Here is a 19,073-nt window from a genome sequence, read left to right as displayed (position 1 = left end):
GATTTACATCACGTTATCACAATTGAACCAACAAAAACACTGATGCAGCCATGGCATATCCGTACCAGATCAAAAGCATAGAGGAGTACCAACAGAATTATCAGCAGAGCGTAATAGACCCGGAAGGCTTCTGGGCAAATGTAGCCGACCATTTCTACTGGCGCCGTAAATGGGATAAGGTACTGGAATGGAACTTTAAAGAACCAGACATTAAATGGTTCGTTGGAGGAAAACTCAATATTACTGAGAATTGCCTTGACCGCCACCTGGGAACCCTGGGCAATACGCCCGCTATTATCTGGGAACCAAATGACCCCGAAGAACGTCACCGCGTTATCACCTATCGCGATCTCTATAACAAAGTATGCCAGTTCGCCAATGTGCTGAAAAATAACGGCGTTAAAAAAGGAGACCGCATCTGTATATACATGGGCATGATACCCGAACTGGCCATCGCCGTACTGGCATGCGCACGTATCGGCGCCATCCATTCCGTTGTATTCGGCGGCTTCAGCGCTCAATCTATTGCAGACAGGATACAGGATGCACAATGCAGCCTCGTTATCACCTGCGACGGCGCCTTCCGCGGCAACAAAGACATTCCGCTGAAATCCGTAATTGACGATGCCCTGATAGGATGCCCATCTGTAAAGAAAGTGATCGTATGCACCCGTACCCGCACTCCCGTAAGCATGATCAAAGGACGCGACCTCTGGTGGGAAGATGAGATCAAACAGGTAGAGACCATGGGAAATCCTCCCTGCCCCGCAGAAGAAATGGATGCTGAAGACATGCTCTTCATTCTCTACACCTCCGGCTCTACCGGCAAACCCAAAGGTGTAGTGCACACCTGCGGCGGCTATATGGTATACGCCAACTATACCTTTGTCAATACATTCAACTACCAGCCCGGTGAAGTATATTTCTGCACCGCAGATATAGGCTGGATAACAGGACATAGCTATATCATCTACGGCCCTCTCAGCGCAGGCGCCACCACACTGATGTTTGAAGGCGTACCTACCTACCCCGATGCAGGCCGCCTCTGGTCTATCACAGACAAATTCCGTGTAAACATATTATATACCGCTCCCACCGCTATCCGCAGCCTGATGGGCTATGGCCTCGGACCGGTTAATCATAAAGAGCTCAGCTCCCTCAAAAAACTGGGCAGCGTAGGCGAACCCATTAACGAGGAAGCATGGCACTGGTTTAAAGACCACATCGGTAAAGGACGCTGTCCTATCGTAGATACCTGGTGGCAGACAGAAACCGGTGGTATAATGATCACGCCCATTGCCGGCGTTACCAAAGAAAAACCCGGCTATGCCACTCTCCCGCTGCCAGGCGTACAACCTATACTGGTGGACGAGAACGGCAAGGAAATTACCGGCAACGGCGTAAACGGCAACCTCTGTATCAAATTCCCATGGCCAGGTATGCTCCGCACCACCTATGGAGATCATGAACGCTGCCGTACCACCTACTTCGCCACATACGAAAACCTCTACTTCACAGGCGATGGCTGCCAGCGTGATGAAGACGGCTACTACCGCATTACCGGCCGTGTAGATGATGTACTCAACGTAAGCGGTCACCGTATCGGCACCGCAGAAGTGGAAAATGCCATCAACATGCACGCAGGAGTCGTGGAAAGCGCCGTTGTAGGTTATCCGCACGATATTAAAGGCCAGGGTATCTATGCCTACGTGATCACCGAAAGGCAAACGCACGACCCTGAGCTTACCAAGAAAGATATTCTGCAGACAGTTTCCCGTATCATAGGTCCCATCGCCAAACCGGACAAGATCCAGTTTGTAAGCGGGCTGCCAAAAACCCGCTCCGGTAAGATCATGAGGCGTATTCTCCGGAAGATCGCAGAAGGAGAACTGGACAACCTCGGAGATACTACTACCCTGCTGGACCCGGTTGTGGTAGAAGAGATCAAACGCGGCAGATTGTAAGAACTGCATTCAAAAGGCTTTAACCGGGAGGTTAAAGCCTTTTTTACACCCCATTATATTACAAATAATACTTATCTTTGCCATATAAGACCCGGTCTAACCTATATTCATTTAATTATACATAACTAGTTATCAGCATCTTAATACTCTAATACTTCCATGAAAAAACTCCTTTTACCGCTACTGGTATGTGGGCTGTTCGCATGCAAAAAAAACAACGACAATCCACAAACACCGGAAACCAATGCCGTTAAACAAGAGATACTTGATGTCCTTGCAGGCAAACCTACCCTGAGCGAATTTTCCGCCGCTATCCAGAAAGTCAGCATCACCGATGCAGAAACCGCAAACGGCCTGACCATTTTTGCTCCTTCCAATGACGCTATAGGCGCTTATGACCCGGGTGCAAAAACAATGGGTAAAGACCTTCCTGACAGCACTATTAAAGATCATCTTGTAAAAGGGTTGATCAAATTAAGTAAGGACACCATCCTGACTGCTCTCAGCGGCAAAAAGCTGGAAGTAAAAAAAGTAGGCGATACCCTGTATATCAATGGCATAGCTATTCTCAGCCTGCCTGGTGCAGAAGGTAAAATTGTTTTCTATACCGTAGCCGATATACTCAGCACTCCCCTGGGCAATACCAACGTTACTGTATGGGACGCTACGCAGTGGAGCACAGAAAAACGTAACGGCGCACTCCTTGCCGGAGCAACAGTAAGCCTGTACCTGACAAGGGAAGAGTACAAAAATAAAACGCCCCGCTACACTGCCGTTACCAACGCCAATGGTGTTGCAACTTTCACCGGCGTTGCTCCTGCAGAATACTTCATGGTAGCTGGTAAAGGAGAGCTCTCCAATACCTGGCCTGATGCAAACAATAGCACATTAGCTTCTGCAGATACCCTCTTCCAGTCAACAGCCGAAATAGCTAACTCTCCTGCTCTGGCAGGTGCAACTCCGGGCGATTTCAAAATGCTTGATCTTAACCAGGACGGAGTAGTAAATAACAGTGACAGGGCAGAAGCTCCGTATCGTAAGATCACCGTTGGCAGCGGCACTACTACATCAGAAAAAGTACTGATAGGCTACCCGGTAAATCATACTATGACGCTTCTCAAAACTACCGTAGAAGCTGATTCCATTCTGCTGAAAGCCGCTATACAGTTGGGCAATGTGCAAAAACAACTGGTTATTATGGATGCTGTTATGAGCAATGACGCAGATTGCAACGGACTGGCATCAACCTGGTGCGCTTTTGATCAGTTCACCTTCACTGCTTCAGATGCTACCATCTTCAACATCTGGGCTAACCACTATGCCGTTATCGGGCAACTGAACAGGATCCTTTTGAGCCTCCCCGCTATACAAGGCGATACTTTAAAACTGGGACCGGTAACACGCAGCCTCCGTGGCTTGGCATATATGCAACTGGCTACCTACTTTGGGGGGTTACCTATCTCCACTCAGATAACTATGCCGGCAGATATTTCCCGCAGCTCACCGGAAGCTACCTATGCTTTCATTAAGAATGACCTGCTGGCGTCTGCTAACGGCGATCTGGCGGGCACCGACAAGGAACATTATATAACCGTTTTCGGCGCTAATGCTTTGCTGGCAAGATTATCACTCAACACCGGCAAGTACGCGGATGCAGCGGCCTATAGCAAGGTTGTTATAAACAGTGGTATTTACAACCTGATAGGAGATACTTCAGCTATATATACTGAGACATTCAACACCGAAACGCTGTATAATATTCCCCGCAGCTACGGCTCTCCTTTCAGCCAGTTCTTTACAGTTACCCGTCCCGGCACAGTGAACTTCTGCCCTATCATACGCTATGCAGAAGTACTGCTGATCAATGCAGAGGCGAATGTCAACCTGGGCGATCTGGAAAATGCTACCAATATGATCAACCAGGTACGCATGAGGCGTAATATCCAGACAACCGGCCTGCTGACTGCCGATCAGGCGCGTGAAGCAATCAGAGTTCTCCGTAACAGGGAATCCTACAGGGAAGGCCAGACATTCAGCACCCTGGTACGTCAGAACCTTGCTGCCCAGGAACTGTCTAACAACGGTTATAAGGAGTATAACAAACTGCTGCCAATACCGCTGACATATCTTAACAGCTATCCTAACCTGACCCAGAATCCAGGTTACTAAATATATTTATTCTACAAAGGCGGCATTCAAAACTGCCCCTTAAAAAAGAACGCTTTTGCCTTGGGCAAAAGCGTTCTTTTTTAAGGGGCATATAATTACTTTTATGCTATGAAACGTTTGCTGCGCATATTCTTAGCCCTGTTCCTGCTGCTCAATATCATCGCAGCATTTCATGCCTGGAAATTCACCCACTTCTATCCTTCCGGACAGTTCAGCAAAAGATTGCCGGAACAAATGAGCGCACTGGAAAAAACCAAAACAATACTGTTCGGGGTCAGAATATCCAGGTCAACACTCAATCACACTCCCGATACAAAATATAATACCATTACCCTTCATACTGCTAACGGATTAGCCCTGGAAGGCTGGTGGATTCCCGTACCTTCCGCCAAAGGCACCGTTATCCTCTTCCATGGTTATAACGGCGCCAAAGATGGCCCCCTGCCGGAAGCCGCCTATTTCCGCTCTCTGGGTTACAATACCCTGCTGATGGACTTCCGCGCACATGGCAACAGTGAAGGCAATACCTGCACTGTCGGGTATAAAGAAGCAGAGGATGTACAACTGGCCTATAACTATGTAAAAGGTAAAACAAAAGGGCCCATTATTCTATGGGGTATAAGTATGGGCGCCGCTGCCATTTTAAAGGCCGTTCCGCAGTATGATCTGCAACCTGCAGGAGTTATACTGGAATGTTCTTTTGGTCGTCTTACAGACGCTGTAAAGGGCAGAATGAGGGCTGTTAACATGCCGGGTTCTCCCCTTGCTGAACTGCTTACTTTCTGGGGAGGTCTGGAACATGGTTTCTGGGGATTTGGTTTCAGCCCTGCCGCTTACGCAAAGGAAATAAAGATGCCCGCCCTGGTAGGCTGGGGAGAGCATGATACACGGGTAATGCGCTATGAAACGGAGGCCATTTACCGTAACCTGCGCACAAAGAAAAAGAAGCTGGTTATTTATACGCATTCCGGGCATCAGTCTTTCTGCAGGAATGAAGGAGATAAATGGAAGAGCGCTGTGCGGGAATTTCTCATATCCCTTAAATAGAAAAAGCACGCTCCACCCGAATGAAGCGTGCCTTCACAAGACCAATACCCGCCTTATGATAATCATGACTCAGGCAGCAGTATGTTGCCCAACGTCACTACTATGCTACCATGATCAGCAACATAGTAAAGGTAAGAACGGGCACTGCAATATCAATAGCATCCTCAACGCCTGATCACTACAGGTGTTCCAACCTTAATGATCTCATACAGTTCGCTTACATCTGCATTCTTCATGCTCACGCATCCCAGTGTCCAGTTAATACGTCCTTCCACGTAGTTGTCGCGTATGCCTGAGGCATATTCCACACCGTGAATGCCTATACCACCGCCAATGGTTGCGGATGCCGGCAACGCGCCTGCATCCTGCAGTTCATGAAATCTTGCCCATGATGTTTCGTTGGGATAATCCAGCAGCATGAACCGGTTCCACCGGTTATCAAACCGCTTGCTGAGAATATGAAAAGTTCCTTCGGGTGTAAGACGGTCTCCTTCCTGTCGTTTGTCAGACTGGTCCCGGTTACCAAATACTACTTTGTATATTTTTCGCAAAGTAACATCTTCATAAAGGTACAACCGGTAGTCACTCTTGTCTATCAGCAGAAATACTTTGTCAGGATCAATGTTGCCGGGATGTACCTTCACTGAATACAGATCTCCTTCTCTCTTAAACGTAAATCCGGATACCGATGTACATAGTACCAGCAATAGCAACAAGCAATAGCGATTCATTTTCACAGGGTATTTTGCAATCTTTTAACGTTGGCCGTCAATTGATTATTGCAAATGGTTAAAAATTTTGACCGCAAAAATAAAGAACCATCCGGAATTTCCGTTTGCAGAAATGCAGACGGGCCCGGATGGTTCTTTATTTAAAGCTATGTTCTGTTACAGGATCAGTAGCCGAAAATCTCTTCCAGCGTCAGTTTCCTCACGTCGCCATATTTCTTCAGATCTTCAGGATTTACCCTTTTCTCGGAAGCCATGATACAATATGTGTATGGCTTTTGAGACATGTTCTGATCATGGAACTCTTTCACGTTATCGAAAGTGATCTTATCTATCTTATCGTAAACAATTTTACGGTAGTCGGTATCAAGCCCCAGCTTTTTAGCGGCCAGGTAAGTGAAGATGATACCGTCCTGTGTGATACGCTCTGTTGCCATATCCTGTTTCAGGCTCTGCCTGGAAGTTTCAAACAGTTTGTCTGAACGGGGAATATCATTCAGCAGTTCATTCATACCACCAATTGCATCCGCCATCTTATCTGCCTGGCTGCCTACATAGGCCAGTGTAGTGTAACGGCTGGTCTTCTTATCAGGAGATGCCAGATAAGCATAAGTAGAATAAGCCAGCGCTTTGGATTCGCGGATGGTCTGGAATACAATAGATCCCATACCGCCGCCAAAATAAGAATTGAACAGGTCTATCAGGGCAGTGTTTTCCGGGTTATACACGCCATTGTTGCGTACCCAGTTCACTTCTGTCTGTACCATGTCGTAATCGGTAAATAACACCTCGTTCTTTGCCTGGTCGGTTTTTTCAAACTTCAGGGCTGCAGGTGTTTCCTTAAATGTTGCAGGAATAACATGCTCTTTCTTTACGGCAGCAATAGCAGCATTCAGCGGCTGCGGGCCGTAATAGATAACAGTATGTTTATAATCCGGTAAAGAGTGCAGGATATCTGTCAGCTGCGCGGCTGTCACGCCATTCAGTTCTGCCTGGCTCAGCTGGTTGTTGAAAGGATTTTTTGCGCCGTAGATAGCGTAGTTGGTCAACCCTTTCATGATATTGCCCTTATTCAGCTTACTGTCTGCGCGGCCTTTTTCCATACGGCCTTTCATAGCAGCCCAGGCATCGCCATTAGGCTGGCAGTTCTTCAGCACATGTTCAAACAATGCCAGCGCCTTGTCAAAGTTTTCCTGCAACCCGGAAATAGAAATGGTTGTCACATCTGTACCGGGGTTTACACTGAAGTTGCAGGCAATGTTATAAAATTCTTTACTGATCTGCTCGGAAGTGTATTTATCTGTACCCAGGAACTGCAGGTACTGAGCGGCCAGCGGCAACAGCTTATTGTTCCAGCTGCCCATATCAAAACGGTAGTAGAGGCGGAACAGGCTATTGTCTTTGTTCTGTACATACAGCACATCTGCATCGCCTATTTTACCTTTCTGGATATCTTTGTCGAAATCCAGCCACAGCGGACTTACCGGCGTAGCAGGTATTTCATTCACTTTCTGCAGGAAGGCTGACTGGGCTTCGCGGTTCACTTCCACAGGAGTGATAGCCGGCTTTTCCACTTTCTCTATGTTCTTGTCTTCACCTTTACGTTTGTAAAGCAGCACATAGTTATTACCCAGGTATTTGTTGGCAAAATCAACGATCTGTTTTTTGGTAACCTTGCCCATATCATCCACAAAAGACACGTCTGTATTCCAGTTCTGTCCGCGGTGTTTGATAAAGCCGTCCATAATGGCGTTGGCGCGGTTGTCATTTTTCTCCAGGCCCATCAGCTCAGCCAGTTTGGCGTTGTTCACAATGGCTTTTACCAGTGTTTCGTCAAACTCTCCTTTCTTCAGGATCTCCAGCTGCCCGAGCAGCAGGTCTTTTACCTGTTCCAGTGTCTGTCCCTGTTTAGCTTTACCGCTCAGGGAGAATACGGTATAGTCTTTCCAGGTCATGGTGCTTGCTCCGGCATTCAGTACCTTCTGCTGTTTGTTCAGGTTCAGGTCTATCAGGCCGGCTTTACCGTTGCTGAGTATTTCTGTCAGTACGTTGAGCAGTATGGTGGATTTTACATCCAGTGCACCCGGCATACGGAAAGCGATCATTACGTTCTCAGCGTCCGGACCGTATACTTCTTTTACGATCGGTGCGGTGACAGGCGCTTCTACGGGCGACTTATATTCTTTTACCGGTTTGGATTTCATGTAGGCAAAGCGCTGGTCTATCTGTTTGATCACGTAGTCGGGATCAAAGTCGCCCGCCATCACTATCGCCATATTATCAGGCACATAATAAGTATCATAAAACTCACGGATAGCCTTCAGGGAAGGGTTTTTCAGGTGTTCTACGGTACCGATGGTGCTCTGCTGCCCGTAATTATGGGTAGGGAACAGGGAGGAGAGCATCAGCTCATAAGACTTACGGCTGTCATTATCCAGTCCGCGGTTCTTTTCTTCATACACAGCTTCCAGTTCGGTATGGAAGAGTCGGAATACGGGATCTTTGAAACGTTCTGCCTGTACGGTCAGGAACTTGTCTACAGCGTTGGAAGGGATGTCTTCCTCGTAGATGGTTTCTTCCACCCAGGTATGTGCGTTGGTACCCTGGGCGCCCATTCCGGTCATCATTTTATCATACTCGTTGGCGATGGCGTACCTGGCGGCCAGTCCTGAAACGCTGTCTATCTGGTGATAAACGGCTTTACGGGCAACAGCATCTGTTGTATGATTGTAAGTATCATACAGGTTCTCGATCTGGTCCAGGTAAGGTTTTTCCTTTGCCCAGTCCAGCGAGCCGAATTGCCGGGTGCCTTTAAACAGGAGATGTTCCAGGTAGTGGGCCAGGCCTGTATGATCTGCCGGGTCATTGTTACTGCCTGCCCGTGTACCGATCAGTGTCTGGATACGCGGGTCTTTCTTGTTCACGCTGAGAATTACTGTTAATCCGTTTTTCAATGTGTAGAAACGTGCCTTCATCGGGTCATTGCTGACATACTTATAGGTATATCCACCTGAAGCAGCCTCTTTCCATTCATAGTGTTGCTGTGCTCCTGCGGTGTTGATAATGGCACATACGAACAGCAATAAACAGATTGCTTTTTTAATGAGGTTCATGTATTGGTTTTTGAAAATAAAAAAAACATTACCAAATATAATGGTAATGTCCGGATGTGCTGCGACAGGAAAATGTTAAAAGGAGTAATACAATGAGCAATGGATTAACGCCTGAACTCAAGCCGTCCGGGATCGCTGACAGAAAGAGCATCCACCTTTACAGGTTTGGGCTGATGTGCAAACAAAACCTGGCGTTGCTGAAAATCAGGAGCTTTTTGCGAAAATCCTTCAGGTACGGGTACAGGATGGTGAGCATATGCCCTCACGCCTACAATTCTCTTCTCACATGAATGAGCCCAGACAATAAAGCTTGTACAGGCAATAAAAGCAATTAAGGAACGCATAACTATCTTAGATTTTGATCTGATTTCCCCCGGGAAACCCTTTTAAAAGCTATTAAAACGTAACCCTACTGAAAATGGATATTGTTCCAATCCGTAGTCATGTAAGGGAGTTAAAGCAAAGTTTCCGTATAACTTTACCGGTCCATATCCCACATCGCCGGTCAGGCTGAGTTTCCATTTGTTAAGGTTAAAGTCGTCCACTTTCTTGACCTTTCCTCTTTCTGCGCTGATCTGTTTGGTACGGGCCTTTACCAGGTAGCCGCCCATAACCCCCATACTCAACTTGAAGGCCCTGGACGGGCGCGCCGGGTTGCTGTTGTAGTTCAGCATCAGCGGTACACTGAGGTATTCTGCGAATAGTTTATTTTTAGAGAATTCTACTGAGTCCCTGATAATCTGGGTAGGATACCCGGGTACATAGGAAATATTCCTCGCATAACGATAGTTGTTCATTTCCACCCCGAGGGAGTAAATGAGGTTTATCTTATGCCTGTAAACATTCAGCCTTTGCTGGAAGAGCCATATATTAATATTGATGGACTTCCCGGTAATGAGTTTAAATTCGTCAGGAGTAAGCGGTGCACTGCCTGTTCTGGGCGCCAGGGTATTGAGGCCTGCGCCGGAATAGGTGTATGATTTACTTATTTCTGCGGATGTGGTAGGGGCGAAATAGGAATAGGCAACGGCGCCGGAATAATCACTGCGGTCAATATAGTTATTGAATCCTACGTCTATTACAAACCATCTTGTGTGCAGGTTCTTTTTAAGTTTCTCGCGGGCATAAGCAGTATCGTTATACATTCTGAAGATACGCTTGCCGTTGGCATTTTTACCCTGTACAATGATCAGTCCTTTCACCTGGATGGTATCCGTAGTCTGTACGGTCTGCGTAGTCTGGGCCTGTGCGCCCACACTTACAATAAGTAGCAATAACAACCAGCGTAAAACTTTACACTTCATATCAAATACTTTCTTCAGATATTATTTTTTCTTCCTGGAAAAGAACCTGGCAACATTTGCCACACCATTCAGCAGCTTACTATCACCGTTCATAGTTACAGACACTACCAGTTCTCCTTTCACATCTGACTGAGCGGCGGGAGCTGCGGCGGCGGCAGGGGTGTTGACCATCTTTTCAGAATTGGCCATCACCGGTGGCTTCACCTCCAGGTTATTACCGGCTATCGCCACATCTTCCTGTATCCTTCTTTCTTCCAGTTGCCTGACCACTTCCCGGGAAGTATTTTCCGGCTGAGGGATCCTGGCAATTACAGGGGCGGTATTATCCGGTATCCTGTGTTTCTCACTTTCTGCAGGCACATTTCCTGCGGTATTTACACCGGCTGTTGTGACAGTTGTTCTTTGGGCCGGTTTATTCTTTTCGGTTGCAGGTGTTCTGTTTGCAGGAGCTTTGGTAGTTCCAACACTGGCAATCAGGTCAGCGGAAGATTGGTCGTTACCGGTAATGTTCCCGTTGAGAGGCGCTTCACCGGCCGGGGCTCTATTCCCTTCTGACACGCTATGGCCTTGATTTTCATGGGCCAGGCTGCCTTCTGTGCCTTTACCTGTCCCGGATGCAGGTTGCTGAACGGCCATCTGGCCTCCTTTCTGCTGCACTGCGCCCGGTAAAAGCCATACTCCCAGTCCAACTACTACCGCTGCTGCGGCACTCCACCACCACAATGGCCTTACTTTCCTGCTTTCACGTTTATATAGCGATGATTTATCTCCAAATGTTACACTCAGATCAGGAGTTAACCTGGCTTTTTGTAAAAGTGCCAGTTCCTGCTTTATCTGCGGATGGCGGGCAGCCAGTTGTTCCAGGTGTTCCTTTTCAGGACCATGCAGCTCATTATCAACATATTGCAGCATTAACAGTTCATAGTTCACCGGGGTAATGCCTTCGTCAGACCTGTATAACTGCCCTTTACCTTCAAATTTCAGGTCTTCATCAGGAGCCAGGCGGGTAGCTTCAAGTAGTGAAAGCTCCTGCCGGATATGCGGATGTTGCTGCAGAAATGCCTCCAGTGCAGCCTGCTCTTCCGCATTCAGCTCTCCGTCCACTGCGCTGAGGAGATACTCCTCATAGTTTGATATGGTAATATTTATCGCCAAAATTAGATAAATAATTAATGTATAATATTATCTGCCTGTTATTTATTAAAATTGAATCAGATCACGTTTTCCATTTTCACCAGGAACTGCTTGAGGTGCAACCGGGCCCTGTGCAGGTATACTTTCACCTGGGACGGGTTGAGCTGCATGATCTCTCCGATCTCTTCATAGCTGTATCCCTCGTAATCTTTCAGTAATATCAATGATCTCTGTACATCCGTGAGCCGGTCCAGCGCCTTCTCCAGTATTTTCTTCGCGTCGTGTACCCGCTGCTCGGATATTTTCGTCTCTTCCTTAAAATCTTCCACCAGGGTGATCCGTTTCACTTTCCGGACATGGTCTATCATATTGTGGTAGGCTACAGTAAATAGATACGACTTAGCCTTTTCAAAAGGCACGTCTCTACAGTGCTTCCACAATATTTCAAACGCATTCTGTACTACATCTCTGGCGTCCTCAGTATGGTCTAAATTTTTAACAATAAACCGGAAGAGATTATCCGCGTACAGATCCACGCATTTGTTGTACTCCTTTTCCGTCATCCGGTGTTGCGGGATTTTAGTGCTAATGTCCGACAATTACTTCATATCGTCTCATCTCTTCCTCTTGCCCCCCTTCCAGCTACCAGTACGATATCGTTTTTTGCCCGCATCTATTCCGGGCAGACATTACTATGACGGAGACCGGTCAGCAAATGTTACAGCCCCGTCAAACTTTTTCCTGCTTTGTGACAAAACCCGCTACGGTTAGGGGAATCGTAATACATTTATTACCATAATTTTGAACCAGGCTACAAAATCTCCTATTATGAACGAAAAATTCATTGACCGCCTCAAACAGGAACTGGATGAGATCCGCAGCGCCGGCCTCTTTAAAAATGAAAGGGTGATCACTTCCGAGCAGGGAGCTGAAATACAGGTAGGTGGCAACACCGTTATTAACTTCTGCGCCAATAACTACCTGGGCCTTTCCAGCCATCCTGATGTGATCAAGGCGGCCAAAAATGCCATTGATACCCATGGATATGGAATGAGCAGTGTGCGCTTCATCTGCGGCACCCAGGACATACACCGGGAACTGGAGCAGAAAATAGCCTCCTTCCTGGGCACCGAAGATACCATCCTCTATGCTGCCGCCTTCGATGCCAACGGCGGGGTGTTCGAGCCCCTGTTCAGCGAACAGGACGCTATCATTTCCGATGCCCTCAACCACGCATCCATCATTGACGGGGTACGCCTGTGCAAAGCCCAGCGTTACCGTTATGAACATAATAATATGGCAGACCTGGAAGCCAAACTGCAGGAATCTGCCCACCTCCGCAGCCGCATCATCGTAACAGACGGCTCTTTCAGCATGGACGGCACCATCGCCCAGCTGGACAGGATCTGTGACCTGGCAGATAAATACGACGCCATTGTAATGATAGATGAAAGCCACTCCTCCGGCTTTCTGGGCAAGACAGGCCGCGGTACCCATGAATACAGGGGAGTAATGGGACGCATAGATATTATTACCGGCACCCTGGGCAAGGCCCTTGGCGGTGCATCAGGTGGTTTTACCAGCGGCAGGAAAGAAGTAATAGATATGCTGCGCCAGCGCAGCCGCCCCTATCTCTTTTCCAACTCCGTGGCCCCCAGCATAGTAGGCGCTTCCATCTCCGTACTGGACATGCTTAGCTCAACTACCGTACTTCGTGACAAACTGGAATATAATACCCGCTATTTCCGTACTAAGATGACAGAAGCCGGTTTCGATATCAAACCGGGCGATCATCCCATTGTACCGGTTATGCTCTATGATGCCGTTCTGAGCCAGCAGTTTGCAGATAAACTGCTTAAAGAAGGGATCTATGTAATAGGGTTCTTCTTCCCGGTAGTTCCAAAGGGGCAGGCCCGTATAAGGGTACAGCTGAGCGCCGCCCACGAACAGGAACACCTGGATAAGGCTATCAATGCCTTTACCAAAGTAGGGAAAGAACTGGGCGTTATTAAATAACTATATATAATCATACACCAGACAATGCTGGCCGGTTGGCCGGCCAGCATCTCCCTCTAAAAAAACGGGTTTCGCCAAAGGCGAAACCCGTTTTTTTAGCTCTGTGCTTCTATATTATATACTTTTGCAGCACAAAAAACGATCTACAATGAAACAACCGGGCTGGATACTACTACTGGTAGCCATTTTGGCAAATGCCTGTGCACCGAACAACGTTAAGACAGAACCAGGATGGGAAAAGTATTTTACAGAATACAAGGTAGAAGGCACCTTTATGCTGTTCAACAACAGCCAGGGCAGCTTTAAAGTATATAATATTGACCGCGCCAAGGAACGTTTCCTGCCCGCCTCCACTTTCAAGATCTTTAACTCCCTGGTAGGCTTCGAAACCGGCGTGATCAAAGACACCGCCATGGTTATTCCGTGGGATAGCGTAGTACGCTCCAGGCCCGAAATAAACCAGTCCCTCTCCATGCAGCAGGCCTTCCGCCTCTCTTCCGTTCCCTATTTCCAGGAAGTAGCCCGCCGTATTACCAAACCAGTCATGCAGAAATGGCTGGACACCGTTAAATACGGTAACATGAAGATCAGCAAAATAGATACCTTCTGGCTGGATAACAGCCTGCAGATATCGCCCGACGAAGAACTTGGCTTTGTCAAGAAATTATATTTTGACCAGCTGCCTTTCCATAAACTGAGCATGCAATGGGTACGTAACGTGATGCTGATGGAAAAAACACCCAAATACAGCCTTTCCTATAAAACCGGATGGGGCATGGAAGGCCGTAAGCAGATAGGATGGGTAACCGGATGGGTGGAAGAAAACGGGCACCCTGCCTTCTTTGTCCTCAACATCGAATCTGAAGATCCGAAAATTGACATGGTCAACATCAGGATGAACATCCTTAAAAATATTCTCAGGGATGCCGGCTACCTCGAGGGAATGAAATAATACTCCATAGATACTATATGGATACGCCTACTCAAAGCCTACTATAAAGTATGGATAGTGTATGAACTGCGGTACCTAAACTGCGACACAGTACTTCCCAAAAGAAAGTGATCTTTTTAACGCTTTAATCTCCGGATTAAAGCGTTTTTTATTTATTTGCCCCTGTCAACCAATGTCATTGACGCCGGCAACTATAATCTGTCAGACCTGCTACCAGTCACATCTCTCTGCCATTATCGTTAAAAAACTCCTAAATCAGTGACTTTACGTAGTGTAAAACGTACTAAAAAAATTATATTTGATCTTCGTGCCTGTCTGGGCATAAAAGAAACCTGAATCTGAAATATGTTACGTTTTCAGCATAGTGAATATTTATGGGCACTGGCGCTCCTCCTGGTACTGCAGCTTGCATTTTTCAGTATCTCCTGGTGGAAACGCCGCTCTGTACGTAAGCTGGGCGATCCTGTACTGGTAGAAAAACTTTTCACCGGGTACTCCCGCCGCCGTTTTACCCTGCGCTTCCTGCTGATATTCCTGGCCTTCTTTTTCGGAGTGCTGGGACTGGCCAATATGCAGAAAGGCAGCAGAATGGAAAAGATCACCCGTAAAGGGGTAGATGTGGTGATAGCGCTGGATGTCAGCAAAAGTATGCTGGCGGGCGATATCAGGCCTGACCGTCTCACCCGCGCCAAACAGCTGATATCCAAACTGCTGGACAAGCTGGATAACGATCGTGTGGGGATGGTCGTATTTGCCGGTAATGCCTACCTGCAAATGCCGCTTACAATAGATTACTCTGCCGCCAAAATGTACCTGACCACTGTTGGCCCGGAAATGATCCCTACCCAGGGTACCGCCATTGGTCAGGCAATACAGGTAAGCAACGATGCCTTCAATAAAAAGGAACGCAAACATAAAGCACTGATAATCATATCTGACGGGGAAGATCATGATGAGGCGGCTATCACTAACGCCAAACAGGCGTTTGATGATGGCGTGGTGATCAGCACTATAGGAATAGGATCTCCCGCTGGCGCTCCCCTCCCCGATCCTGAAACCGGCACCTATAAGAAAGATAAAGAAGGCAATACCGTTGTCTCAAAGCTGAATGAAGAAGAGCTGAAATCTATCGCTTCTGCAGGCAGGGGTATCTATGAACACCTGGATAATAATACCGAAGAGGTAGTAAGTTCCCTAGTGAACCGGATAGATAGTATGGAACAGAAAGAATTCGGGGAGAACGTATTTACTGACTATAACAGCTATTTCCAGTATTTCCTGGCAGTAGCCCTGTTACTGCTGGTGGCTGAGTTCTTCATTCCTGAAGTAAAACGCAGCGCCCGCACCAATGTTGTTGTTACCGCTACAGAAAAACCATGAGAAAGCTATATCTGACATATCAAATACTCCTTGCCGGCGCATTATTATGCCTCTGCCAGGAATCTTTCGCCCAGGAAGGGAATAAATACATCCGTAAAGGGAATGAACTATATAAAGAGAAGAAGTTCACCGACGCAGAGGCCAACTATAAAAAGGCGCTGGAAGTAAACCAGCAGTCAGTAGAAGGCCGTTATAACCTGGGGAACTCCCTTTATGAACAGAAAAGGTATGACGATGCCCGTACCCAGTACGCCAATACTTTTAAAGCTGCCAATAACCGGGACACCAAAGCCGATGCCAGCTACAACATTGGTAATACCTTCATGGAAGGGAAGAAATGGGAGGAAAGCATCAAGGCGTATAAAGAGGCCCTGAAACTGAACCCTTCTGATGAACAGGCCCGTTATAACCTGGCTTATGCGCAGGCCATGCTGAAGAAACAGCAGCAGGGCGGCGGCGGAAAGGATAATAAGGACCAGAAGGATAAGGATAAGAAAGATCAGAAAGACCAGCAGAAGAAAGACCAGGATAAAAATAAACAGGACCAGAAGAATAAGGATCAGCAAAACAAAGATCAGCAGAATAAGGACCAGCAGAATAAAGATAAAGAGCAGCAGGATAAACCGGAGCCTCAGCCCAGCAAGATGAATAAGCAGGAAGCTGAACGGTTGCTGCAGGCGCTGGGCCAGGAAGAGAATAAACTGCAGGATAAGATGAAGAAGGCCAAAGGGCAGGCAGTTCCTGTAGAAAAAGACTGGTGATCCATAAATAATTTTAGCCGGATCCTTTCTCAAAAAACATTTCAGCCGGCCGCAGGCCAGTTCTATCTTCAAAAAAATGCTTTCGCCTTTGGCGAAAGCATTTTTTTGAGCAGTTCCCCGGACTTTACCTGCTGAAAATTTAAATAACCCAAATGTTTACCTTTGCTTCATATATATCAGGATTCTTTTATGCAGCTATATTGTAATTCACTGACAGAGTACAAAAGATTAGCCACTCTGGAAGTAAAGGTTGGAGACCTGCTCATTGGCAACTATCACCCCGTACGTATTCAAACCATGACTACGACGGATACTATGAACACCCAGGCTACTGTAGAGCAGGCTATCCGCTGCATCGAAGCCGGCGCAGAACTGGTACGCATCACCGCTCCCAGTAAAAAAGAGGCCGAAAACCTCCTGCCCATCCGCAATGAACTGCGTAAAAGAGGTTATACCACTCCCCTTGTGGCAGACATTCACTTTACTCCTAATGCCGCAGAAATAGCCGCCCGCATTGTTGAGAAAGTACGTATCAACCCGGGTAACTACGTAGATAAAAAGAAGTTTGAGACCATCAACTATACTGACAGTGAATACCAGGAAGAGATTGACCGCATCCGCAAACAATTCACTCCGCTGGTAGGCATCTGTAAAGAATATGGCACCGCCATGCGTATCGGTACCAATCACGGCTCCCTGAGCGACCGTATCATGAGCCGCTATGGCGATACCCCCATGGGCATGGTGGAAAGTGCTATGGAATTTCTCCGTATTGCGGAAGACCTCAACTACCGCAATATTGTGCTCAGCATGAAAGCCAGCAATCCACAGGTAATGGTGCAGGCCTACCGTATGCTGATCCAGAGCATGCAGGAAGAACTGGGGCATTGCTATCCCCTTCACCTGGGTGTAACAGAAGCCGGCGACGGAGAAGACGGCCGCATCAAATCTGCCATAGGTATTGGCACTTTGCTGGAAGATGGTATCGGAGATACTATCCGCGTATCCCTCACGGAAGATCCTGAATTTGAGCTGCCCGTATGCCGTGACCTGGTGAAACGCTATACTGTCAGGGAAGGACATGACCCTATCCCCTCTATAGCACAGCCCACCTATTCTCCTTTTACTTACAAACGCAGGGACTCCCTTGCAGTAAACAATATTGGCGGCAAGCAGGTACCGGTAGTTATCGCCGATCTCAGTGATATAACCGGTATCACTCCTGTACACCTGAAAGCCATCGGCTACAGCTACGATGAAGCCTCTGATAAATGGAATATTGCAGATGCAGCGGCCGACTATCTCTTCACACATGAAGTATTACCTTTCTCCCTGCCCGGTACACTGAAGGTGATCGTACCTCATACCACCTGGCAGACAGCGGAAGACAAGGAGAAATACATGCCCCTTTTCTCTGCCGAAGAATATCTTCAGCTGCCGCTCTCCGAAAGATCAGCTACTATCAATTTCATTGACCATAATACCGGCGTAACACTCACGGAACCACTGTTGCAGCAGCTTGCAAATGATACTACTATCGTTTTCTGCCTGCACTCTTCCAACAAGCACGCCATGCCGGAAATAAGGCGTACAATGATGCACCTGATGGAGCATAACGCCCCGCAGCCCTGTATCCTGAAATGCTTTGCTACAGATTCTACTACAGATGAACACCTGGTACATTACGCCACTGAAACAGGCGCCCTCCTGCTGGACGGGTTCGGGGACGGCCTGTGGCTGGCGGATGCAAGGCCGGAAAAACAGGTGCCCGACCATGCCCTGCTCAATAATATAGCCTTTGGCATACTCCAGGCTACCCGTACCCGTATCTCCAAAACTGAATATATTTCCTGCCCTTCCTGCGGCCGTACCTTATTTGACCTCCAGGAAACCACAGCTAAGATCAGGGCAGTGACCAACCACCTGAAAGGCGTGAAGATCGCTATCATGGGATGTATTGTAAATGGTCCCGGCGAAATGGCCGATGCCGACTTCGGATATGTAGGCAGCGGCGTTGGAAAGATCACCCTCTACAGAGGAAAAGAAGTAGTAAAACGTGGTCTGAACAGCGAAGTAGCCGTAGATGAACTGATCTCCCTGATCAAGGATAACGGCATGTGGGTGGAAGCTAACTAAAGAATTCCTTTAAATAAGAAAAGGCCTCGCAGAAGCGAGACCTATGAGGCTAACGGGATGACTCATAACTCAATAAAGGGGGTCAAAATGTATATATGTCAGACAATCGAAAAAATATCGTACCCTAAGTCCCTACAAATAAAAAGGTAGGGGTTATCAAACATTGTGTTGTTCCGGGGTTAACTGTTCTTGTCAGGTGATACAAAGGTACATTCAATGCAAAGGCATTGTCAAGCGTATTACTACGCAAAATCCTTGCGGGAAGTACGGTTTGAAAATATTGCTAATCAACCCATTAAAACACAGCAATAAATATTATAAGTACATTGCGTTACTGATTAAAAAAATTCCTAATTTTTCACTCAAATA

General features: G+C 47.3%; 14 protein-coding genes. 8 read left to right on the top strand and 6 right to left on the bottom strand.

Going from position 1 to position 19,073, the window contains the following annotated elements; genetic code table 11:
• The first annotated feature begins 50 nt into the window (after window positions 1–50).
• The 3 genes from acs to GO493_RS03390 all read left to right on the top strand — a co-directional run bounded on the left by acs (window position 51) and on the right by GO493_RS03390 (window position 5,180).
• Complete coding sequence (gene acs, locus GO493_RS03400) at window positions 51–1,964, top strand: acetate--CoA ligase (RefSeq protein WP_157304696.1); 1,914 nt, start codon at window positions 51–53, stop codon at window positions 1,962–1,964.
• A gap of 159 nt (window positions 1,965–2,123) precedes the next feature.
• A complete protein-coding gene (locus GO493_RS03395; protein ID WP_157304695.1) occupies window positions 2,124–4,133 on the top strand; it encodes a RagB/SusD family nutrient uptake outer membrane protein in 2,010 nt (669 codons plus the stop codon).
• 108 nt (window positions 4,134–4,241) lie between these two features.
• Window positions 4,242–5,180, top strand: a complete 939-nt coding sequence (locus GO493_RS03390; RefSeq protein ID WP_157304694.1) for an alpha/beta hydrolase — start codon at window positions 4,242–4,244, stop codon at window positions 5,178–5,180.
• A gap of 164 nt (window positions 5,181–5,344) precedes the next feature.
• Here GO493_RS03390 and GO493_RS03385 read toward each other — a convergent pair whose 3' ends face one another.
• From GO493_RS03385 to GO493_RS03360, 6 genes are all read right to left on the bottom strand, one after another.
• Window positions 5,345–5,911, bottom strand: a complete 567-nt coding sequence (locus GO493_RS03385; protein WP_157304693.1) for a L,D-transpeptidase family protein — start codon at window positions 5,909–5,911, stop codon at window positions 5,345–5,347.
• A gap of 164 nt (window positions 5,912–6,075) precedes the next feature.
• Complete coding sequence (locus GO493_RS03380; RefSeq protein WP_157304692.1) at window positions 6,076–9,021, bottom strand: M16 family metallopeptidase; 2,946 nt, start codon at window positions 9,019–9,021, stop codon at window positions 6,076–6,078.
• A 104-nt stretch (window positions 9,022–9,125) separates the two neighbouring features.
• A complete protein-coding gene (locus GO493_RS03375; protein WP_157304691.1) occupies window positions 9,126–9,365 on the bottom strand; it encodes a hypothetical protein in 240 nt (79 codons plus the stop codon).
• A 42-nt stretch (window positions 9,366–9,407) separates the two neighbouring features.
• Window positions 9,408–10,325, bottom strand: coding sequence for an outer membrane beta-barrel protein (locus tag GO493_RS03370; RefSeq protein ID WP_157304690.1), 918 nt, complete (start codon window positions 10,323–10,325; stop codon window positions 9,408–9,410).
• Window positions 10,326–10,346: 21 nt separating this feature from the next.
• The gene (locus GO493_RS03365) at window positions 10,347–11,480 is read right to left on the bottom strand and encodes an anti-sigma factor family protein (RefSeq protein WP_157304689.1); all 1,134 of its coding nucleotides are present in this window, start codon (window positions 11,478–11,480) and stop codon (window positions 10,347–10,349) included.
• A gap of 56 nt (window positions 11,481–11,536) precedes the next feature.
• Window positions 11,537–12,022 (bottom strand): RNA polymerase sigma factor, encoded by a 486-nt coding sequence (locus GO493_RS03360; RefSeq protein ID WP_157304688.1) that lies wholly within the window; start codon window positions 12,020–12,022, stop codon window positions 11,537–11,539.
• A gap of 265 nt (window positions 12,023–12,287) precedes the next feature.
• On the opposite strand from GO493_RS03360, the gene kbl reads away from it, so the two are divergent.
• From kbl to ispG, 5 genes are all read left to right on the top strand, one after another.
• Window positions 12,288–13,475 (top strand): glycine C-acetyltransferase, encoded by a 1,188-nt coding sequence (kbl, locus tag GO493_RS03355; RefSeq protein ID WP_157304687.1) that lies wholly within the window; start codon window positions 12,288–12,290, stop codon window positions 13,473–13,475.
• A gap of 148 nt (window positions 13,476–13,623) precedes the next feature.
• Window positions 13,624–14,427, top strand: a complete 804-nt coding sequence (gene blaOXA / locus GO493_RS03350) for a class D beta-lactamase (RefSeq protein WP_157304686.1) — start codon at window positions 13,624–13,626, stop codon at window positions 14,425–14,427.
• A gap of 345 nt (window positions 14,428–14,772) precedes the next feature.
• A complete protein-coding gene (locus GO493_RS03345) occupies window positions 14,773–15,807 on the top strand; it encodes a VWA domain-containing protein (RefSeq protein WP_157304685.1) in 1,035 nt (344 codons plus the stop codon).
• Window positions 15,804–16,568: a tetratricopeptide repeat protein gene (locus GO493_RS03340; protein WP_157304684.1), complete on the top strand. Its 765-nt coding sequence runs from the start codon at window positions 15,804–15,806 to the stop codon at window positions 16,566–16,568. Before GO493_RS03345 ends, GO493_RS03340 begins: the two co-directional genes overlap by 4 nt.
• A gap of 189 nt (window positions 16,569–16,757) precedes the next feature.
• Window positions 16,758–18,704, top strand: a complete 1,947-nt coding sequence (ispG, locus tag GO493_RS03335; RefSeq protein WP_157304683.1) for a (E)-4-hydroxy-3-methylbut-2-enyl-diphosphate synthase — start codon at window positions 16,758–16,760, stop codon at window positions 18,702–18,704.
• Window positions 18,705–19,073: the final 369 nt, after the last annotated feature.

It is taken from the genome of Chitinophaga tropicalis, from assembly GCF_009758205.1.
GTDB classification, from domain to species: domain Bacteria; phylum Bacteroidota; class Bacteroidia; order Chitinophagales; family Chitinophagaceae; genus Chitinophaga; species Chitinophaga tropicalis.
Note: the sequence above shows the minus strand (reverse complement) of the source record. Positions and strands in the feature narration are given on the sequence as shown.

Bases quoted from the DNA above. Each gene is read 5' to 3' on its own strand.
- blaOXA (WP_157304686.1), top strand. From the start codon at position 13,624: ATGAAACAACCGGGCTGGATACTACTACTGGTAGCCATTTTGGCAAAT.
- ispG (WP_157304683.1), top strand. From the start codon at position 16,758: ATGCAGCTATATTGTAATTCACTGACAGAGTACAAAAGATTAGCCACT.
- GO493_RS03360 (WP_157304688.1), bottom strand. From the start codon at position 12,022: ATGACGGAAAAGGAGTACAACAAATGCGTGGATCTGTACGCGGATAAT.
- GO493_RS03375 (WP_157304691.1), bottom strand. From the start codon at position 9,365: ATGCGTTCCTTAATTGCTTTTATTGCCTGTACAAGCTTTATTGTCTGG.
- GO493_RS03340 (WP_157304684.1), top strand. From the start codon at position 15,804: ATGAGAAAGCTATATCTGACATATCAAATACTCCTTGCCGGCGCATTA.
- GO493_RS03345 (WP_157304685.1), top strand. From the start codon at position 14,773: ATGTTACGTTTTCAGCATAGTGAATATTTATGGGCACTGGCGCTCCTC.
- kbl (WP_157304687.1), top strand. From the start codon at position 12,288: ATGAACGAAAAATTCATTGACCGCCTCAAACAGGAACTGGATGAGATC.
- acs (WP_157304696.1), top strand. From the start codon at position 51: ATGGCATATCCGTACCAGATCAAAAGCATAGAGGAGTACCAACAGAAT.
- GO493_RS03390 (WP_157304694.1), top strand. From the start codon at position 4,242: ATGAAACGTTTGCTGCGCATATTCTTAGCCCTGTTCCTGCTGCTCAAT.
- GO493_RS03380 (WP_157304692.1), bottom strand. From the start codon at position 9,021: ATGAACCTCATTAAAAAAGCAATCTGTTTATTGCTGTTCGTATGTGCC.
- GO493_RS03395 (WP_157304695.1), top strand. From the start codon at position 2,124: ATGAAAAAACTCCTTTTACCGCTACTGGTATGTGGGCTGTTCGCATGC.
- GO493_RS03385 (WP_157304693.1), bottom strand. From the start codon at position 5,911: ATGAATCGCTATTGCTTGTTGCTATTGCTGGTACTATGTACATCGGTA.
- GO493_RS03370 (WP_157304690.1), bottom strand. From the start codon at position 10,325: ATGAAGTGTAAAGTTTTACGCTGGTTGTTATTGCTACTTATTGTAAGT.